This is a genomic window from Streptomyces sp. NPDC127114 (assembly GCF_042677525.1).
Lineage (GTDB): Bacteria > Actinomycetota > Actinomycetes > Streptomycetales > Streptomycetaceae > Streptomyces.
This window is the reverse complement of sequence record NZ_JBHXTJ010000008.1, coordinates 160,438-176,007: the sequence shown is the minus strand read 5'-3', so window position 1 is coordinate 176,007 and position 15,570 is coordinate 160,438. Positions and strand designations below refer to the sequence as shown.

General features: G+C 73.4%; 14 protein-coding genes. 8 read left to right on the top strand and 6 right to left on the bottom strand.

What is annotated here, in order from left to right; all coding sequences use genetic code 11:
- Window positions 1-126 precede the first annotated feature (126 nt).
- Entirely contained in the window at window positions 127-1,164 is a 1,038-nt protein-coding gene (locus tag ACFVGS_RS11455) for an ABC transporter substrate-binding protein (protein ID WP_384413914.1), read from the bottom strand.
- Between the two features lie 360 nt (window positions 1,165-1,524).
- Between ACFVGS_RS11455 and ACFVGS_RS11450 the strand changes: the two genes are divergently transcribed.
- Together ACFVGS_RS11450 and ACFVGS_RS11445 are read left to right on the top strand one after the other, a co-directional pair.
- The gene (locus tag ACFVGS_RS11450) at window positions 1,525-2,694 is read left to right on the top strand and encodes a hypothetical protein (protein ID WP_384413917.1); all 1,170 of its coding nucleotides are present in this window, start codon (window positions 1,525-1,527) and stop codon (window positions 2,692-2,694) included.
- 47 nt (window positions 2,695-2,741) lie between these two features.
- The gene (locus ACFVGS_RS11445) at window positions 2,742-2,864 is read left to right on the top strand and encodes a hypothetical protein (protein ID WP_384413920.1); all 123 of its coding nucleotides are present in this window, start codon (window positions 2,742-2,744) and stop codon (window positions 2,862-2,864) included.
- A 108-nt stretch (window positions 2,865-2,972) separates the two neighbouring features.
- On the opposite strand, the gene ACFVGS_RS11440 is transcribed toward ACFVGS_RS11445, so the two are convergent.
- From ACFVGS_RS11440 to ACFVGS_RS11430, 3 genes are read right to left on the bottom strand one after another with little or no spacing between them, the layout of a single operon-like run.
- Window positions 2,973-3,917: a 3-oxoacyl-ACP reductase gene (locus tag ACFVGS_RS11440; RefSeq protein WP_385692361.1), complete on the bottom strand. Its 945-nt coding sequence runs from the start codon at window positions 3,915-3,917 to the stop codon at window positions 2,973-2,975.
- Window positions 3,918-3,947: 30 nt separating this feature from the next.
- Window positions 3,948-5,024: a Zn-dependent alcohol dehydrogenase gene (locus tag ACFVGS_RS11435; protein ID WP_384418661.1), complete on the bottom strand. Its 1,077-nt coding sequence runs from the start codon at window positions 5,022-5,024 to the stop codon at window positions 3,948-3,950.
- A gap of 27 nt (window positions 5,025-5,051) precedes the next feature.
- Window positions 5,052-5,906, bottom strand: a complete 855-nt coding sequence (locus ACFVGS_RS11430) for a MaoC/PaaZ C-terminal domain-containing protein (RefSeq protein WP_385692359.1) — start codon at window positions 5,904-5,906, stop codon at window positions 5,052-5,054.
- Between the two features lie 372 nt (window positions 5,907-6,278).
- Between ACFVGS_RS11430 and ACFVGS_RS11425 the strand changes: the two genes are divergently transcribed.
- From ACFVGS_RS11425 to ACFVGS_RS11415, 3 genes are read left to right on the top strand one after another with little or no spacing between them, the layout of a single operon-like run.
- Complete coding sequence (locus ACFVGS_RS11425; RefSeq protein ID WP_385692409.1) at window positions 6,279-7,211, top strand: ATP-binding cassette domain-containing protein; 933 nt, start codon at window positions 6,279-6,281, stop codon at window positions 7,209-7,211.
- On the top strand, window positions 7,208-7,930 hold the full coding sequence (locus ACFVGS_RS11420; protein WP_385692357.1) for an ABC transporter permease: 723 nt from the start codon (window positions 7,208-7,210) through the stop codon (window positions 7,928-7,930). The genes ACFVGS_RS11425 and ACFVGS_RS11420 overlap by 4 nt, the downstream gene beginning before the upstream one ends.
- Before the next feature lie 25 nt (window positions 7,931-7,955).
- Window positions 7,956-9,200 (top strand): sensor histidine kinase, encoded by a 1,245-nt coding sequence (locus ACFVGS_RS11415; protein ID WP_385692355.1) that lies wholly within the window; start codon window positions 7,956-7,958, stop codon window positions 9,198-9,200.
- Window positions 9,201-9,236: 36 nt separating this feature from the next.
- Here the strand turns inward: ACFVGS_RS11415 and ACFVGS_RS11410 are convergent, their stop codons facing one another.
- Window positions 9,237-9,473, bottom strand: coding sequence for a hypothetical protein (locus ACFVGS_RS11410; protein WP_384418649.1), 237 nt, complete (start codon window positions 9,471-9,473; stop codon window positions 9,237-9,239).
- A gap of 338 nt (window positions 9,474-9,811) precedes the next feature.
- Between ACFVGS_RS11410 and ACFVGS_RS11405 the strand changes: the two genes are divergently transcribed.
- From ACFVGS_RS11405 to ACFVGS_RS11395, 3 genes are all read left to right on the top strand, one after another.
- Window positions 9,812-10,231 (top strand): tyrosinase family oxidase copper chaperone, encoded by a 420-nt coding sequence (locus ACFVGS_RS11405; protein ID WP_385692353.1) that lies wholly within the window; start codon window positions 9,812-9,814, stop codon window positions 10,229-10,231.
- A 58-nt stretch (window positions 10,232-10,289) separates the two neighbouring features.
- Window positions 10,290-11,117, top strand: a complete 828-nt coding sequence (locus ACFVGS_RS11400) for a tyrosinase family protein (RefSeq protein ID WP_384418643.1) — start codon at window positions 10,290-10,292, stop codon at window positions 11,115-11,117.
- Between the two features lie 94 nt (window positions 11,118-11,211).
- Window positions 11,212-11,844 carry a response regulator gene (locus tag ACFVGS_RS11395; RefSeq protein WP_384418672.1) on the top strand — a complete coding sequence of 211 codons (633 nt, stop codon included), beginning with the start codon at window positions 11,212-11,214 and terminating at the stop codon, window positions 11,842-11,844.
- Between the two features lie 57 nt (window positions 11,845-11,901).
- Here the strand turns inward: ACFVGS_RS11395 and ACFVGS_RS11390 are convergent, their stop codons facing one another.
- Complete coding sequence (locus ACFVGS_RS11390) at window positions 11,902-15,522, bottom strand: FlgD immunoglobulin-like domain containing protein (protein WP_385692351.1); 3,621 nt, start codon at window positions 15,520-15,522, stop codon at window positions 11,902-11,904.
- Window positions 15,523-15,570: the final 48 nt, after the last annotated feature.

Sequence of the window (15,570 nt, the reverse complement as noted above, 5' to 3'; positions counted from 1 at the left end):
TCCGGCCGTCTCCCCCCACGGCTGCGACCCTCGTCTCCCCACACAACTGCGGCCGTCTCCCCCCACGGCTGCCGCCGTCTCCGCGAGAGAAGCCCCCGGCACCGGGCGTGCCAGGGGCTCCGTCGGCTACTTGACGAGGTCCGCGCGCAGGTCGTCGAGCACGCTGTTCGCGGCCGTCACGCCGAGGCCCAGGTACCAGGTCTCGTCCGGGACGTCCTTCGCCTGGCCGGCCTTGACCGCCTTGAGGTTCTTCCAGAGCGGGTTGCCCTGGGCGGTGTCGCGCTTGGTGGCCTTCGGGTCGCCGTACACGCCGGTGAAGATCCAGTCGCCGTCGGCCTGGTCGATCTTCTCCGGGCTGATCTCGACCGCCAGGTCGTCGACCTGCTGGTTCTTCGGCCGCGGCAGGCCGGCGTCCTCGAGGATGGTGCCGATGAAGGAGGCCTTGGCGTAGAGGCGGATCTTGCCCGGGAGGTAGCGGACCATCGAGACGGTCGGCTTGTTCGGGCCGATGTCCGTGCCCAGCTGCCTGGCCTTGGTCTCGTACGCGGCGAGCTTCGACTTCGCCTCGGCCGTCCTGTCCAGGGCGGCGGCGTTGAGGAGGTAGTTCTCCTTCCAGGTGAAGCCCGGGCGGATGGAGAAGACGGTGGGCGCGATCTTCGACAGCTCGTCGTACTTGTCGGCGGCGCGCAGCTGGCTGCCGAGGATGAGGTCGGGCTGGAGGTTGGCGATGGCCTCCAGGTTGAGGTTGTTGATGGTGCCGACGGACTTCGGCGCGCCGGCGTCCTTCGCGAGGTAGCCGGGGATGCCGTCGTCGCCCTCGGAGGGCGCGTAGCCGACGGGCTTGATGCCGAGCGAGACGACGTTGTCGAGCTCGCCGACGTCGAGCACGACGACGCGCTTCGGGGCGGACTTGATCTCGGTCCTGCCGAGCGCGTGGGTGAGCGTGCGCGGGAACTGGCCGGCCTTGGCGTCCGTGCCCATGGCGGCCGTCTTGGCTGCGGCGTCGCCGAAGTCCTTGCCGCCGACGGCGACGTCCTTCTTCTTGCCGCCCTCGTCCTTCTTGGCGCCCTCCGAGGAGCCGTCACCGCCTCCGCAGGCCGCGAGGGTGAGTGCGGCGGCGAGGCTGAGGGCGGCGGCTGCGGTGCCGCGGCGGCGGAGGGGCATGGCGGGTCTCCTGTACGCGTACGGGGGTGGGGCTGGCAAGGGGCACTACTGCGTTCGGACCACGTCCGCCGGCTCCGGCCGGGACCGTGGACCGCGGACCGGGCGCTGGCGTCAGCGTCGCGGGACCGCGGGACCGCAGGACTGCCGGGCCGCCGGAAAGGGCAGCTCGCGACCCGTCCGCGGACTCACAGGTTCCACTTAGGGTCGCCTTACCTTATCCATCCCCGGCCCCACCAGCACAACCCGGCCCCGCCCCTCAGAGGAATCGGACGACCGCCACCCTTTGGTGTGAAGTGGGGTGGCTCGTGTTGTTCGGCTGGAAGTGCGAAAACTAGCTTCGTGGCCGGAGGTGACGAGTCGATGACAGCCTGTGCCATCGAGACGACCACGGGAGACGGCCCCGGAAGCCCCGCCGTCGGCCCGGGAGCGTTCACGATCACCGCGAACGGCGCCTACGCGGCGCGGCTCGCCGGTTCCGGAGACGCCCTCTACGTGGAGCGGTGGACCCTCGACGGACCCGAGCCCTACGCCGTACCGCTGCCGCTCGCGCAGCCAGAGGAGCCCGGCGCGCTCCTGACGCCGCTGGCGGACGGCCGCGTGCTGGTCGGCCGCGCCGTGGACGGACGCCGGTACGCGTTCTCGCTCCTCTACCCCACCGGCCCCGACACCGGCGAGCTCTCCCTCGGCTCCGTCCGGGCGCCCGCCCCCGGCGCCCTGACGCTCCTGCCGCCGTCGCCGGACGGCATCTGCGCGTACGCGATGTGCGTCGGCCCGGACACCACCACGCTGTGGCTGGTGGCGGGCGGGGCCTTCGGCCCCGAGCAGGTGGCGGAGGTCAGGGGCCGCTGCACGGGCGGCGTCTGGCTGGACCGCACGGGACGGATGCTCGCGCTCGACCGGCAGCTGGACGGCGGCCCGGTGAAGGCGGTCGCCGTCGACCTGGAGCGCGGCGGCGAGGTCACGCCCCTGCTCCAGATCACCGAGGACAGTCACGACCGGCTGCTCCTCGCGGACCCCGACAGCGGTCTGCTGCTCCTCCGCTCCGACGCGCCGTCGCCGGGCCACGACCGGCTCGGCTGGGGCGTGCTGGGCAGCCTGCTGCCGGTCCGCTTCCCGGAGTGCCTGCGGCTCGACGACGCGGCGGTGACGCCCATCGCCGTCCAGCCCGGGCAGGTGCTGATGCCGGAGAACTGCGGCGTCGCGCTCCGGATCGACGCGATGGCCGGCAGCTGGGTGGGCATGTGGCGGCCCTCCTCGCGACGGATGCACCAGCTCGCCGCGCCCGCGGGCTGGCTGGCCGGCTCGGGCCTGTGGACGGCCGCCGGCGTCCTGCGCCTCCCGTACGCGACGCCCGGCGCGCCCTGCGGTCTCGCGGCCCTGGAGCAGCCGGCCGAGGAGCCCGCCGCGGCCGAGGCAGGGGCGGCCGGAACCTCCGCGGCCGCCACGGGATGCGGCGCTCCGGAGCCCAAGGTGTGCCGCCCGGTGCCGTTGCAGCAGGCTCCGCTCACCAACCGTAAAGCCGCTGGCTAGACTCACGGGGCCGCATCAAGAGCGACAAGCACGGGGTGAGTTCCAGCATGAGCAACACGGACGCGCAGGATCAGAACGGCTCGGGCAAGCACCGCGGACCGGCCGCGCCGGCGGAGGACTCGTCGTCCTCGCCGCACGGCCGTCACCGGCGCGAACCCGACGCCCAGTAGGGCAGCGTCTGAGAAGCACGCGAACGGCCCCCGGACGACAGGTCCGGGGGCCGTTCGCGTTCCCCACCACACCCCCATGTGGACGGTCTTGGGTGCGCCCGCCGGCGCTCAGCCCTTCTTCAGGCCCAGCACCTCCGCCGCCGCGAAGGTCTCGCCCGTCGGCCGCGCCGCGTAGTGCGGCGTCAGGAGCGCGTCCAGCTCCTCGTACGTGAAGACGTCCTTCGCCGTGTCGAACTTCGCCGCCACCCGGGGCCGGTCCACGACCGCCACCATGCCGCCGTGGACGACGAGGAGCTGGCCGTTGACACCGGCCGCCGCCGGGGAGGCGAGATAGCCGACGAGCGGCGCCACGTGCTCCGGCGACAGCGGGTCGAGCTCGTCCGCGGCCGTCGGCTCGGCGAAGCCGGCGAACACGTCCTCCGTCATCCGGGTGCGGGCCCGCGGGCAGATGGCGTTCGCGGTGACGCCGTACCGGGCGAGGGCCAGCGCCGTGGAGGTGGTCAGACCGACGATCCCGCCCTTGGCCGCCGCGTAGTTGGGCTGTCCGGCCGAGCCGGCGAGGAAGGCCTCGGACGAGGTGTTGACGATCCTGCCGTAGACGCCGCTCTCGCCCGCCTTGGCCCGGCCGCGCCAGTGCACGGCGGCGAAGTGCGTGGTGTTGAAGTGGCCTTTGAGGTGCACCCGGATGACCGAGTCCCACTCGTCCTCGCTCATCGAGAAGACCATCCGGTCGCGCAGGATGCCCGCGTTGTTGACCAGGACGTCCAGCTTTCCGAACTCGGCCACGGCCAGGTCGACCAGGCCGCGCGCGGTCTCGAAGTCGGCGACGTCGCCGAGGTGGGCGACCGCCCGGCCGCCCGCCGCCCGGATCTCCGCCGCGACCTCCTCGGCGGGCGCCGCCGAGGCCTCGCCGGAGCCGTCGCGCCCGGGCTGGCCGTAGTCGTTGACGACGACGGCCGCGCCGAGCCTGGCCAGTTCCCGGGCCTCGGCCCGGCCGAGGCCGCGGCCCGCGCCGGTGACGATCGCGCTCAGCCCCTCAAGAGGCAGTGACATGGGGCAGGTCCTCTCAGGTGTGGGTGCCGGTCAGATCTCGATGCACGTGCGCAGGGCCACGCCCGTCCGCATCTGCTCCAGCGCCTCGTTGATCCCGGCGAGCGGCACCCGGTGGGTGATCAGGGACGCCAGGTCGATGCGCCCGGCCCGCCAGAGCGCGATGGCCCGTTCGTACGAGCGGAGCACGTCCCCGCCGCCGTACATCGAGGGCAGGATCCGCTTCTCGTCGAAGAACAGCTCGAACATGTTGAGCTGGAGGAAGTCGTCGAGCGCGCCCGCGCCGACCACGCACAGCGTGCCGCCGCGCCGGGTCGCCTCGTACGCCGTGCGCGCGGTGGCGGACCTGCCGACGACCTCGAAGACGTAGTCGAAGCCCTCGCCGCCGGTGATCCGCTGCCTGGCGTCGGCGAGCGCGTCGGGCGCGACCGCCTCGGTGGCGCCGAAGCGGAGGGCGGCCTCGCGGCGGGACTCGACCGGGTCGACGGCGACGATCTGGGCGGCGCCCTGGAGCTTCGCCCCCTGGACGGCGGAGATGCCGACGCCGCCGCAGCCGATGACGGCGACCGACGAACCGGCCTCCACCTTCGCGGTGTTGATGGCGGCGCCGAGGCCCGTCGTCACGCCGCAGCCGATGAGCGCGGCGATGTCGAAGGGCACGTCGTCGGGGATGGGGACGGCGCAGCCGGCGTCGACGACGACCTCCTCGGCGAAGGTGCCGGTCCCGGCGAAGCCGAAGACGTCTCCGCCGGGGCGCCTGAAGTTGGGAGTTCCGGCGTTCATGAAGCCGGCCAGACAGAGCTGGGTCTGGCCCCGCCTGCAGGCGGGGCAGCTGCCGCAGGCGGGCAGCCAGCACAGCAGCACCCGCTGGCCGACGCCGAGGCCGGTGACGCCGTCGCCGATGTCGACGATCTCGCCGGCGCCCTCGTGTCCCGGGACGAAGGGCGCGGGCTGCGGCAGGACGCCGCTCATGGCGGAGACATCGGAGTGGCACAGGCCGGTGGCCCGGACCCGGATCCGCACCTTGCCGGGGCCGAAGCCCACCGCCTCGACGTCGTCGAGGACCTCGAGTTTGTCCTGGCCGATCTCGTGCAGTACGGCTGCGCGCATGGTGCGGCTCCAATCAGCCCATGGGGTTCAGGAGTGTGCGACGACGGTGTCGGCGAGTACGGGGGCGTCGTCCCGTTCGACGGCGGTGACCGCCACCTGCGTACGGCCCTCGGCGGCCCACATCCGGATCCGCAGGGTCTCGCCCGGGAAGACGACTCCGGCGAAGCGGGTGCGGTAGGAGCGGACGCGCGTGACATCGCCGTCGAGGAGGGTGTCGACCACGGCCTTGAGGGTCATGCCGTACGAGCAGAGGCCGTGCAGGATCGGCCGGTCGAAGCCCGCGAGCCTGGCGAACTCGGGGTCGGCGTGGAGCGGGTTCCAGTCGCCGGAGAGCCGGTAGAGCAGGGCCTGGTCCTCGCGGACGGTCCGCTCGACGGTGGCGTCGGGTGCGCGGTCCGGGAGTTCGAGGCGCTCGGAGGGCCCGCGGTCGCCGCCCCAGCCGCCCTCGCCGCGTACGAAGATCTGGGCGTCGCTGGTCCACAGCGGCCCGTCGTCGTCGGCGGCCTCGGAGCGGAGCACCAGGACGGCCGCCTTGCCCTTGTCGTACACGGCGGCGACGCGGGAGGTGGAGACGGCCCTGCCGGAGACGGGCAGCGGGCGGTGCAGGGTGATCGACTGGCCGCCGTGGAGGACGGCGGCGAGGTCGATGTCGATGCCGGGGGCGGAGAGTCCGCCGACGACGCCCATGCCTGCGCCCGCGACGGTGGCGAAGCTGGGCAGGACGTGGAGCCGGGATTCCAGGGTGTAGCGCAGCTCGTCGGGGTCGGTCGCGGGGACGCCCGCGCCGAGGCCGAGGTGGTAGAGCTGCACGTCCTTGTGGTCCCAGGCGATCTCGGCGCTGCGGGGCTCGGCGGCGACGGCCTTGGCGGCGTCAATGGGCATCGCTCTGTTGCTCCTCGTGGCAGGTGGAGACCTCGGCGCGGTCGTCCGCACCGTCGACCGCGCCGAGGCCGTGCGGGGGCGTTCTAGAACGCGTTCTAGAACGGTGATCCCCATGTATAGCCGAGCCCCTGGGAGTTGTGAACCCTCCTGACGGCATGTCAGATCACTGGTCTGCCGCCCCGGACCCAGGACATTTGTCACCGTCAGGTCCGTACGTCCGGGCCTGCCGGGCCCCGGCCCCGGCTCCGTACCTTCGTGGTCATGACGAACAAGACAGCGAGGCCGGCGGAACCGGCGGAACCGGCGACGCGGACGGCGGTGAGCTTCTCCGCGGTGACCAGGACCTTCGGCGCCGTCCGGGCCGTGGACGGGATGGACCTCGCCATCCGCCGCGGCGAGACCGTGGCCCTGCTGGGCCGCAACGGCGCCGGCAAGTCCACCACCATCAACCTCCTCCTCGGCCTCGACGAGCCCGACGGCGGCCGGGTCCGGCTCTTCGGCGCCGAGCCCGCCCGCGCGGTGGCGGCCGGCCGGGTCGGTGCGATGCTCCAGGACACCCGGCCGGTGCCGCGGGTCACCGTCCGCGAGCTGGTCGGCTTCGTCGCCCGCACCTACCCGGACCCGCTGCCCGTCGGCGAGGCGCTGGCGCTGGCCGGTCTCACCGAGCTCGCGGACCGCCGCGTCGACCGGCTCTCCGGCGGCCAGGCGCAGCGCGTACGGTTCGCGGTCGCGCTGTCCGGCAACCCCGAACTGCTCGTCCTGGACGAGCCGACGGCCGCGCTCGACGTCGAGGCCCGCGAGGCCTTCTGGGCCTCCATGCGGCGCTACGCCCGGCGCGGCAACACGGTCCTCTTCTCCACCCACTACCTGGAGGAGGCCGACGAGCACGCCGACCGGATCGTGGTCGTCGATTCCGGCCGCGTCCTCGCCGACGGCACCGCCGAGCAGCTCAAGCGCGCGGCCGGCGGCTCCTCGGTCTCCTTCGACCTGGCCGGCCGGCCCACCGACGGTCTGGCCGCGCTGCCCGGAGTGACCTCGGCGGAGATCCGCGGCGACCGTGCCCGGCTGCGCAGCGACGACCCGGACGCGACGGTCCTGGCGCTGGCGTCCCTGGGCCTCGTCCGGCGGCTGGAGGTCGCCCCGGTCTCGCTGAACGACGCCTTCCTGTCCCTCACCCGGGGCGACGCCGCCCAGGCAGGCCCTGCCGCCCAGGCCTCCCGCGCCACCGCGAGCCGCACCACCACTGGCACCGACACCGACACAGGCACAGCCACCGGCACCGACACCCTGGAGCGGGTCCGATGATCACCGCGTACGTCCGCCTCGAAGTCCGCCGCACCCTGCGCGACGCCGGTTTCGCGATCTCCTCGGTCGGCGTGCCGGTCATGATGTACCTGCTCTTCACCAACCTCGGCGGCCAGAACAGCCCCGAGTTCAAGACCGCCGCGATGGTCGGCATGGCGGCGTACGGCGCGCTGGGCGCCGCCCTGTCGCTCGGCACCGGGGTCGCCGAGGACAAGTCCTCCGGCTGGCTGCGGCAGCTGCGGATCACTCCGATGACGCCGCGCCAGGTGGTCACCGGCCGGGCCCTGACCGGCACGGTCGTCGTCCTGCCCGCCATCGCCGCGGTCCTGCTGGCGGGCGGTCTCACCAACGGCGTCCGGCTCGACGCCTGGCAGTGGGCGGTCGTGGCCCTCGCGCTGTGGGCCGGTTCGCTGCCCTTCACCCTGCTCGGCCTCGGCAACGGCTACCGCCTCTCCGCCCAGACGACGGGTGTCGTCAACGTGGCCTGCAACCTGGGCCTCGCGGTGGTCGGCGGCCTGTGGTTCCCCGTCGACCTGTTCCCGGAGTGGTTGGCGACCGTCTCCTCGTACACCCCCACCAACCGCTTCTCGGAGCTGGGCCGCGCGGTGGCGGAGGGCACGGCTCCGGGGGCGGCGGCGCTGACGGTCCTGGCGGTGTGGGCGGCACTGTTCGGCGCGTACGCGGCGGTCTCGTACCGTCGTTCGGCACGGGCGGCGTGAACAGGAAGCGGGCGCAGGGGTGAGGATGAGGACGGGGACGCGGACCAGGGACTGGTGGCGGTGCAGGTGCGCGGCGCTGCGGCAGCGCGCGGAGAAGCGGCACCAGGAGGGGCCGAGCGGGCTGAGCCTGCTGCCGTGGCTGCTGATGGGGCTGGGCGCGCTGTCCCATCTGGTCAGCGGCGAGGCGCCGAACCCGTGGATCGGCGTCCTGGGTCTCCTCGCCTTCAACGCCCTCTACATCGCGATCGTCCTCCGCGCCTTCGACAAGCACCGCCGCGAGACCGCGGCCACGTGGTGGCTCCTCGCCTCGCTCGGGGTGCTCACCTTCGCGCTCGCCATCGGGTACGGGAGGGAGTGGCTGCTCCTCTTCCCGCTGCTCGGCCTCGCGGTCGGCGCAATCGTGCGGGGCGCGGTGCTCCTGCGGCTGATCGTCTTCCCCCTGGTCCTGGCGGTCGCGGCGGTGACGTTCTGGCGGGACGGCTGGGACTCGTTCGGGATCGTGTACGGCACGTTCATCTCGGTCATGGTGACGGCGGCGATCCTCACCCTGAACAGCACGGTCCTGGAGCTGCGGGCCACGCAGGAGGAACTCGCCCGCACGGCGGTGGAGAAGGAGCGGCTGCGCTTCTCCCGCGACCTGCACGACCTGCTCGGCCACACCCTGTCCGTCGTCGTGGTGAAGGCGGAGGCGGCGCGCCGCCTGGCGCCGCGCGACCTGGAGGCGGCGCTCGCGCAGCTGGCGGACATCGAGACGGTCGGCCGGCAGGCGCTGACGGAGATCCGGGAGGCGGTGACGGGCTACCGCGAGGCCTCGCTCACGACGGAGCTGGACCGGGCCCGCGACGCCCTGTCCTCCGCGGGCATCGAGCCGGTCGTCCGCCAGTCGGGCCCGCCCCTCGAACCGCAGACGGAGGCGCTGTTGAGCTGGGTGGTCCGGGAGTCGGCGACGAACGCGGTACGGCACAGCGGCGCGACCCGGTGCGAGATCGAGGTGGGCGGCGGTCCGGAGCGGGTGCGGGTGACGGTGACGGACGACGGACGCGGCGTCCCCGCCGGCAGCACGCCCGGCAGCGGTCTGCGGGGCCTTCGGGAACGGGTCGCCGCGGCGGGCGGCACCCTGGTCTCGGGGCCGGGCCCGCGCGGCGGGTACCGGGTGACGGCGGAGCTGCCGGTGGAGCCGGCGGCGGATTCGGGGGCACAGCCGGCGGTGCGGCCGGCGGCGGAACCGGCGGTGGTGCGGCCGGCGACGGAACCGGCGGCGGGCCTGTAGACGCGCGGGTCGCCCCTGATCCGCTCGCCCGCCCCGTCAGGTGTGCTGCTCGATGACGTTGCCGCCGATGTTCGCGTCGGAGCTGTTGCCGCTGACGGACGCCTGGGGCTTGTTGTCACGGCCCACCTTGTCGAGGCCGAGCAGGTCGACGAGACCGGCGTCCTGGGCCTGGGCGTTCGGGTTGTCGGCGGCCAGGGCCTGAGGGGCGCCGGCGAGACCGAGGGCGGCGCCGGTGAGGAGGAGGGCGGCACATGCGCGCTGGGTGGTGTTCATGACCTGCCAACGAGCGGGGCGGGATCGGGGTGCGGCACCGGGGGTGCGGTCGGTATCCGGACACGTTGACGGGGTGGCCCCCACCACATCGTGCGGCCGCCCCGGAAGATCCTTCGCGGGATGCCGCCCCCTTGTGCGGAACATTTCCCTCCGCGCACCTGGCGGCGACCCGCACAGCAAGATCAACTCCGTTCAATTTTGCACTTTACGCACGAAGTTGTCCACTTCGCGACCAACCCGTTCCCGGCGATTTCCGGCACACCGGCCGTCGGCGGTACCGATGGGACCTGCCGGGGGCATATGACCACCCCCCGGGCGCACCACCATCAGGGGGTTTCATGTCCAGCATCACTCGCCGCAGGGCCCTGGGCGTCGCCGCGGGCGCCGCCGGCGCCGCCGCGGGCCTCGCCCTGGCCGGCCCGGCCACCGCCGCCACCTCGCGCACCACGGCCGCGACGGCCGGTCCCGCGGCTCCGGGATCGTTCGACGAGGTCTACCTCGGCCGCCGCATCAAGGGCGGGCCCGCGCAGGGCGGCGGACACCACGGAGGGTCGCACGGGGGCGGCCACGGGGACGGCCACGGAGGCGGCTACAGCGTCACGATCGACGGGGCGGAACTGCACGTCATGCAGAACGCCGACGGCACCTGGATCAGCGTGATCACGCACTACGAGCCCGTCGCCTCGCCCAAGGCGGCCGCCCGCGCGGCCGTCCGCGAGCTCCAGGGCGCGCCGCTCGTCCCGCTCGCCCTCGCCTGATCCGCCCCGATCGACTCGACCGCCCCGACCGCCCCGATCCCGGAGCCGTACCACCGTCATGACCATACGCAAGAACCAGGCCACGCTGACCGCCGACGAGAAGCGGCGCTTCGTCGCCGCGCTGCTCGAACTCAAGCGCTCGGGCCGCTACGACACCTTCGTCACCACGCACAACGCCTTCATCATGGGCGACACGGACACCGGCGACCGCGTCGGGCACCGCTCGCCGTCCTTCCTGCCGTGGCACCGGCGCTTCCTCCTGGAGTTCGAGCGGGCGCTGCAGTCGGTCGACGCGACCGTCACCCTGCCCTACTGGGACTGGACGGCCGACCGCACCTCCCGCTCCTCGCTCTGGGCGCCCGACTTCCTCGGCGGCACCGGCCGCGCGCGGGACGGCCAGGTGCTCGACGGCGCGTTCGCCCGCTCCGGCAACAGGTGGACCGTCAACGTCCGGGTGGACGGCCGCGACTACCTGCGACGCGACCTCGGCGCGGGCGGGCGGCAGCTGCCGACGCGCGCCGAAGTGGACTCGGTCCTCGCCATGGAGACGTACGACACGGCTCCCTGGAACAGCTCGTCGGAGGGCTTCCGCAACCACCTGGAGGGCTGGCGCGGCGTGAACCTCCACAACCGCGTCCACGTCTGGGTCGGCGGACAGATGGCGACCGGGGTGTCCCCGAACGACCCGGTGTTCTGGCTGCACCACGCCTTCGTCGACAAGCTGTGGGCCGAGTGGCAGGCCCGCCACCCCAAGTCCCCCTACCTCCCGGCCGCGGGCACCCCGAACGTCGTCGACCTCCACGACACGATGCGCCCGTGGAACGACGTGACCCCGGCGGACATGCTGGACCACACGGCCCACTACACCTTCGACACGGCCGCGTGACACCGCCGGGAGGCCACCGACGGGGCAGCGGGGGTCCGGTCCCGTACGACGCGCCCCAACAGGCCTCCCGGCCTACGCTGTTCCCGTGAACGAGATGCCGCGGGACCACCGCCCCGCCAAGTCGACAAGGGTCCTCCTCGCCGAGGACCAGGGGATGATGCGGGGCGCGCTCGCGCTGCTGCTCGGGATGGAGCCGGACATCGAGGTCGTCGCCCAGGTGGGGCGGGGCGACGAGATCGTGGCCACCGCGCTGACGGCCCGGCCGGACGTGGCGCTCCTGGACATCGAACTGCCCGGCCGCTCGGGCCTGGAGGCGGCGGCGGACCTGCGCGACGAGGTGCCGGACTGCCGGGTCCTGATCCTGACGACCTTCGGCCGGCCCGGCTATCTGCGCCGCGCGATGGAGGCGGGCGCGGCGGGTTTCCTGGTGAAGGACGGTCCGGTCGAGGAGCTGGCCGAGGCCATCCGCAAGGCCCTGCGCGGCGAGACGGTCATCGACCCGGCCCTCGCGGCGGCGGCCCTCAGCGCGGGCCCGAACCCGCTGACGGCCCGCGAACGCGACGCCCTCGGCGCCTCCGTGGACGGCGCGACCGTCGCCGACATCGCGGCGAAGCTCCACCTGTCCGAGTCCACGGTCCGCAACTACCTGTCCTCGGCCATCGGGAAGACGGGCACCCGCAACCGCATGGAAGCGGTGCGGGAGGCCCGTCAGCAGGGCTGGCTGTAGCCGGCCGGCCGCCCCTGGGCGGACCCGGGGCGACCGGCCGGTCGTACAGCCGGTGGCTCAGCCCGTGTAGTAGCCCGCCACGTCGGCGAGCAGGTCGAGCGAGCCCGCCTTGTTGTAGAAGGTGACCTTGCCGTCCTTCACCGGCACCACGACCAGGTTCGGAACCGTCTGACCGGCCACCACGTTGAGGTTCGACGCGCTCGTACGGGTGGTGCCCGCCGGGTAGACCGACACGAACGTGCCCGCCGTCGCGTTCGTCGCCGTCACGTTCATCACCACGGCGGTGACGTTCGTGGCCGGGACCCCGCCCTTGCCGGCGACCGTCAGCGTCACCGTGCCACCCGGGCCCAGCTTCGCCTTCGGCACACCCACACCACTCCGGGTGTCCATCACCCGCGACGGCGTGACGGGCTCGTAGAGGGAGCCGGTGGGCTCCGTCGTGTAGTAGCCCGCGACGTCCGCGAGGAGGTCGATGGTGCCGGCGCGGTTGTAGAAGGTGACCTTGCCGTCCTGTACGGGGACGATGACGAGGTTCGGGACGGTCTGGCCGGCCACGACGTTGAGGTTCGACGCGCTGGTGCGCGTCGTGCCCGCCGGGTAGACCGACACGAACGTGCCCGCCGTCGCGTTCGTCGCCGTCACGTTCATCACCACGGCGGTGACGTTCGTGGCGGGGACCTCGCCTTGGCCGGCGACGGTCAGGGTCACCGTGCCGCCGGCACCGACCTTGGCCTTCGCCACGCCGACTCCGCTGCGGGTGTCCATCACGCGCGACGGCGTCACCGGGCGGAAGCGGGAACCTTCCCCGTCCGTCGTGTAGTAGCCGGCGACGTCGGCCAGCAGGTCGAGCGAGCCCGCCTTGTTGTAGAAGGTGACCTTGCCGTCCTTCACCGGCACCACGACCAGGTTCGGAACCGTCTGACCGGCCACCACGTTCAGGTTCGACGCGCTCGTACGGGTGGTGCCCGCCGGGTAGACCGACACGAACGTGCCCGCCGTCGCGTTCGTCGCCGTCACGTTCATCACCACGGCGGTGACGTTCGTGGCCGGGACCCCGCCCTTGCCGGCGACCGTCAGCGTCACCGTGCCACCCGGGCCCAGCTTCGCCTTCGGCACACCCACACCACTCCGGGTGTCCATCACCCGCGACGGCGTCACCGGACGGTAGGTGCCGGAGGCGGCGCCGCCGAGGACGGTCACCGAGCCGGTGCGCTGGAGCGCCGGGCCCACGCCGTCCGCGGGGACGGCGGTCAGGGTCCAGGTGTACGCGCCGTTGGCGACGGGCTTCCCGGCCTCGTCCTTGCCGTCCCAGGCGGCGTCCACCCGGCCACGGGCGTCGGTGCCGCGCAGGGTGCGGACGACGTCGCCGGTTGCCGCGTGGCGGAGCGTGAACTCCCAGGACGCGGCGGGCTTGGACAGCCACCAGCGGCCGCCGACGCTCGCGCCGGGCGTGGTGAGGTCGAGCGCCGTGCCCGGCACCGCCTGGTCGATCACGGAGAGCGGGGAGGCCTGGACGCCGGTCGGCACGACCCGCACGCGCCGGTCGTCGCCGACGTACGCGAGGTGGCCGCCGAAGCGGTCCACGGTCCAGTTGACCCGGGCCCGGGTGGACGTGCCGAGGTCCGCGCCGCTCACCGCGTTGCGCCGGGGCAGGTCGGCGTGGGCGCCGGAGGCGGGCAGTCCGCCCTGGAGGTCGTAGACGTCGATGCCCTGGCCCTCGTTGGCGACGGCAAGGTAGCCGTCACCGAGGAGGGTCGAACCGGCCGGGGCGGTGGTGAACTTCTTCGCCTGGCGGTCGTAGACGCCCGCGCCCCGGAAGCTGCCGCTGTAGCCCTCGTCGCAGCGCCAGTAGACGAAACGTCCCACGGCCTGGAGTTCGGACGGGCGGCAGGCACCCGGGACGGCGAAGGACTCGGTGACGGCCGTGCCGCCGGCCGCCAGGGACGTGGCGCTGACGGTCGATCCGCTCGTGCCCGCGCCCCACAGCGTGTCGCCCCAGAGCGCCGCCGGCATCGGGTCACGCTTCACCACGACCTTGGGCGCCGTGCCCGTACCGGCACCGGTGCCGAAGTCCACGACGGCCTGCGGGCCGCCTTGGACGGCTTCCTGGATCAGGCCGTAACGGCCGGAGAGGCCGGCCATCCGCGGCGTGGACACCACGCCGTCGATCCGCGGACCCCACGCCGTGGAGCCGTTCTCCAGGAGCACCGTCCCGCCGGGCCACCGGGAGTTCTTGCGCCCGTGGAAGCCGTCGCCGGAGGCGAACATGGTGAGGCAGTAGTCCTGCTCCGCGCCGCACTCCTCGTCGTCACCGCTGATCAGGCCGTCCGTGGTGGTGCGGCCCGGCTCGGGGCGTCCGGAGGTGTTCAGCCAGGTGCTGCGGTACGCGCCGATGTAGGTGTGCGGCGCGTAGGCGTACGAGTCGTCCGCCGTCGTCAGGATGCCGCTGCCGAGCGCGATGCCGGCCGGCCTGGCCTCCATGTCGTCGATGTCCGCGACCTTGGCACGGGCGATGCCGCCGTCCGCGCCGAGGCTGAAGCGGTAGTAGGCCCAGTCGGGAGCGCCGTGCGCGGGCACGGTCTCCGCACCGGCGACGAGCACCGATCCGTCGGGCAGCGTCACGAGCTGCCCCCTGGCCATCGCGAGCACGTCCTCGTTGCCCACGCCCGGGCGGTAGGCGAACAGCGGCGCGCCCCGGTACTCGCTGTTGCCCGGCTGGATCGGGCCCAGGCTGAGCAGCACCGTGTCGTCGGGCTTCGCTCCGAGGGCGACGTAGTCGTCCTGGTAGGACATGTCCCGCAGGTCGAGTTCCCGCCCGGCCGCCGCGAGGTCGTTCCGGTCGAGGATCGTGGCCTCGTAGTAGCCCTTGCGCAGGATGTGGTCGGGGCCGAGCTTGAAGGTGTCCCAGGTCTGGCGCTGCGGCAGCGGCCTGAGGACGCCCTCGTCGAGGTTCACCAGCCACGAGGCGGTCTCGGCGGTGGAGTCGACCCAGCGGCTCGCGCTGATGACGATCGACTTCCTGTCGCTGTCGTTGACGTAGACCCGCCAGCCCTCGGGAAGCCCGGTGAGCGGGCGGTCCTGGGTGGTGCCGTCGGCTCCGGCCGTGAGCAGGTGCAGCGACGTGGTGGCCTCCACCGTCCCGGTGCGGGTGACGACGGTGGTGCCGTAAGTGCCGACGTACGTCTGGCCTTCCGGGATGTCGATCACGGTGACCTCGGCGGTGCCGTCGGCCGGGCCGCTCTTCACGGGCAGCAGGCTGACGTGCGGCTTCGGGCTCTCCGCGTAGAGCGCGAAGTAGTCCATGCCGTAGCCGTGTCCGCCGACCGCGGGCTCCGAGGTGAACCGGCCGCTGTCGACGTCGTACACCGGCTTCTTCGGGAGCCGCTGGTCGAGGATCGTCGTGGCGCCGGTGGCGTAGTCGATCCAGCGCAGGCGGTCGTCGCCCTCCTGCGCGGTCAGGAAGCCGGTCTGGCCGGCGTTCAGGACGAGCGTGGCGCGCGGGACGAAGCGCGCGCCCGCGGGGACGACCACCGGCGCCGTCGCCCGGTCGGTCGCCGGGTCCGCGGCGAATGCCGTACCGGCGGCGGCACCGAGGCCGGCCGGTACGGCGAGCGACAGGACGAGAGCGGCGTTGACGAGGCCGCGCGCCCGCCCGCGTCTGCGGGTTGAGCTGCTCACGTGGGTTCCCTCCCCGTGGAATGCGGTACGGGGAGGCATCGGCGGTGG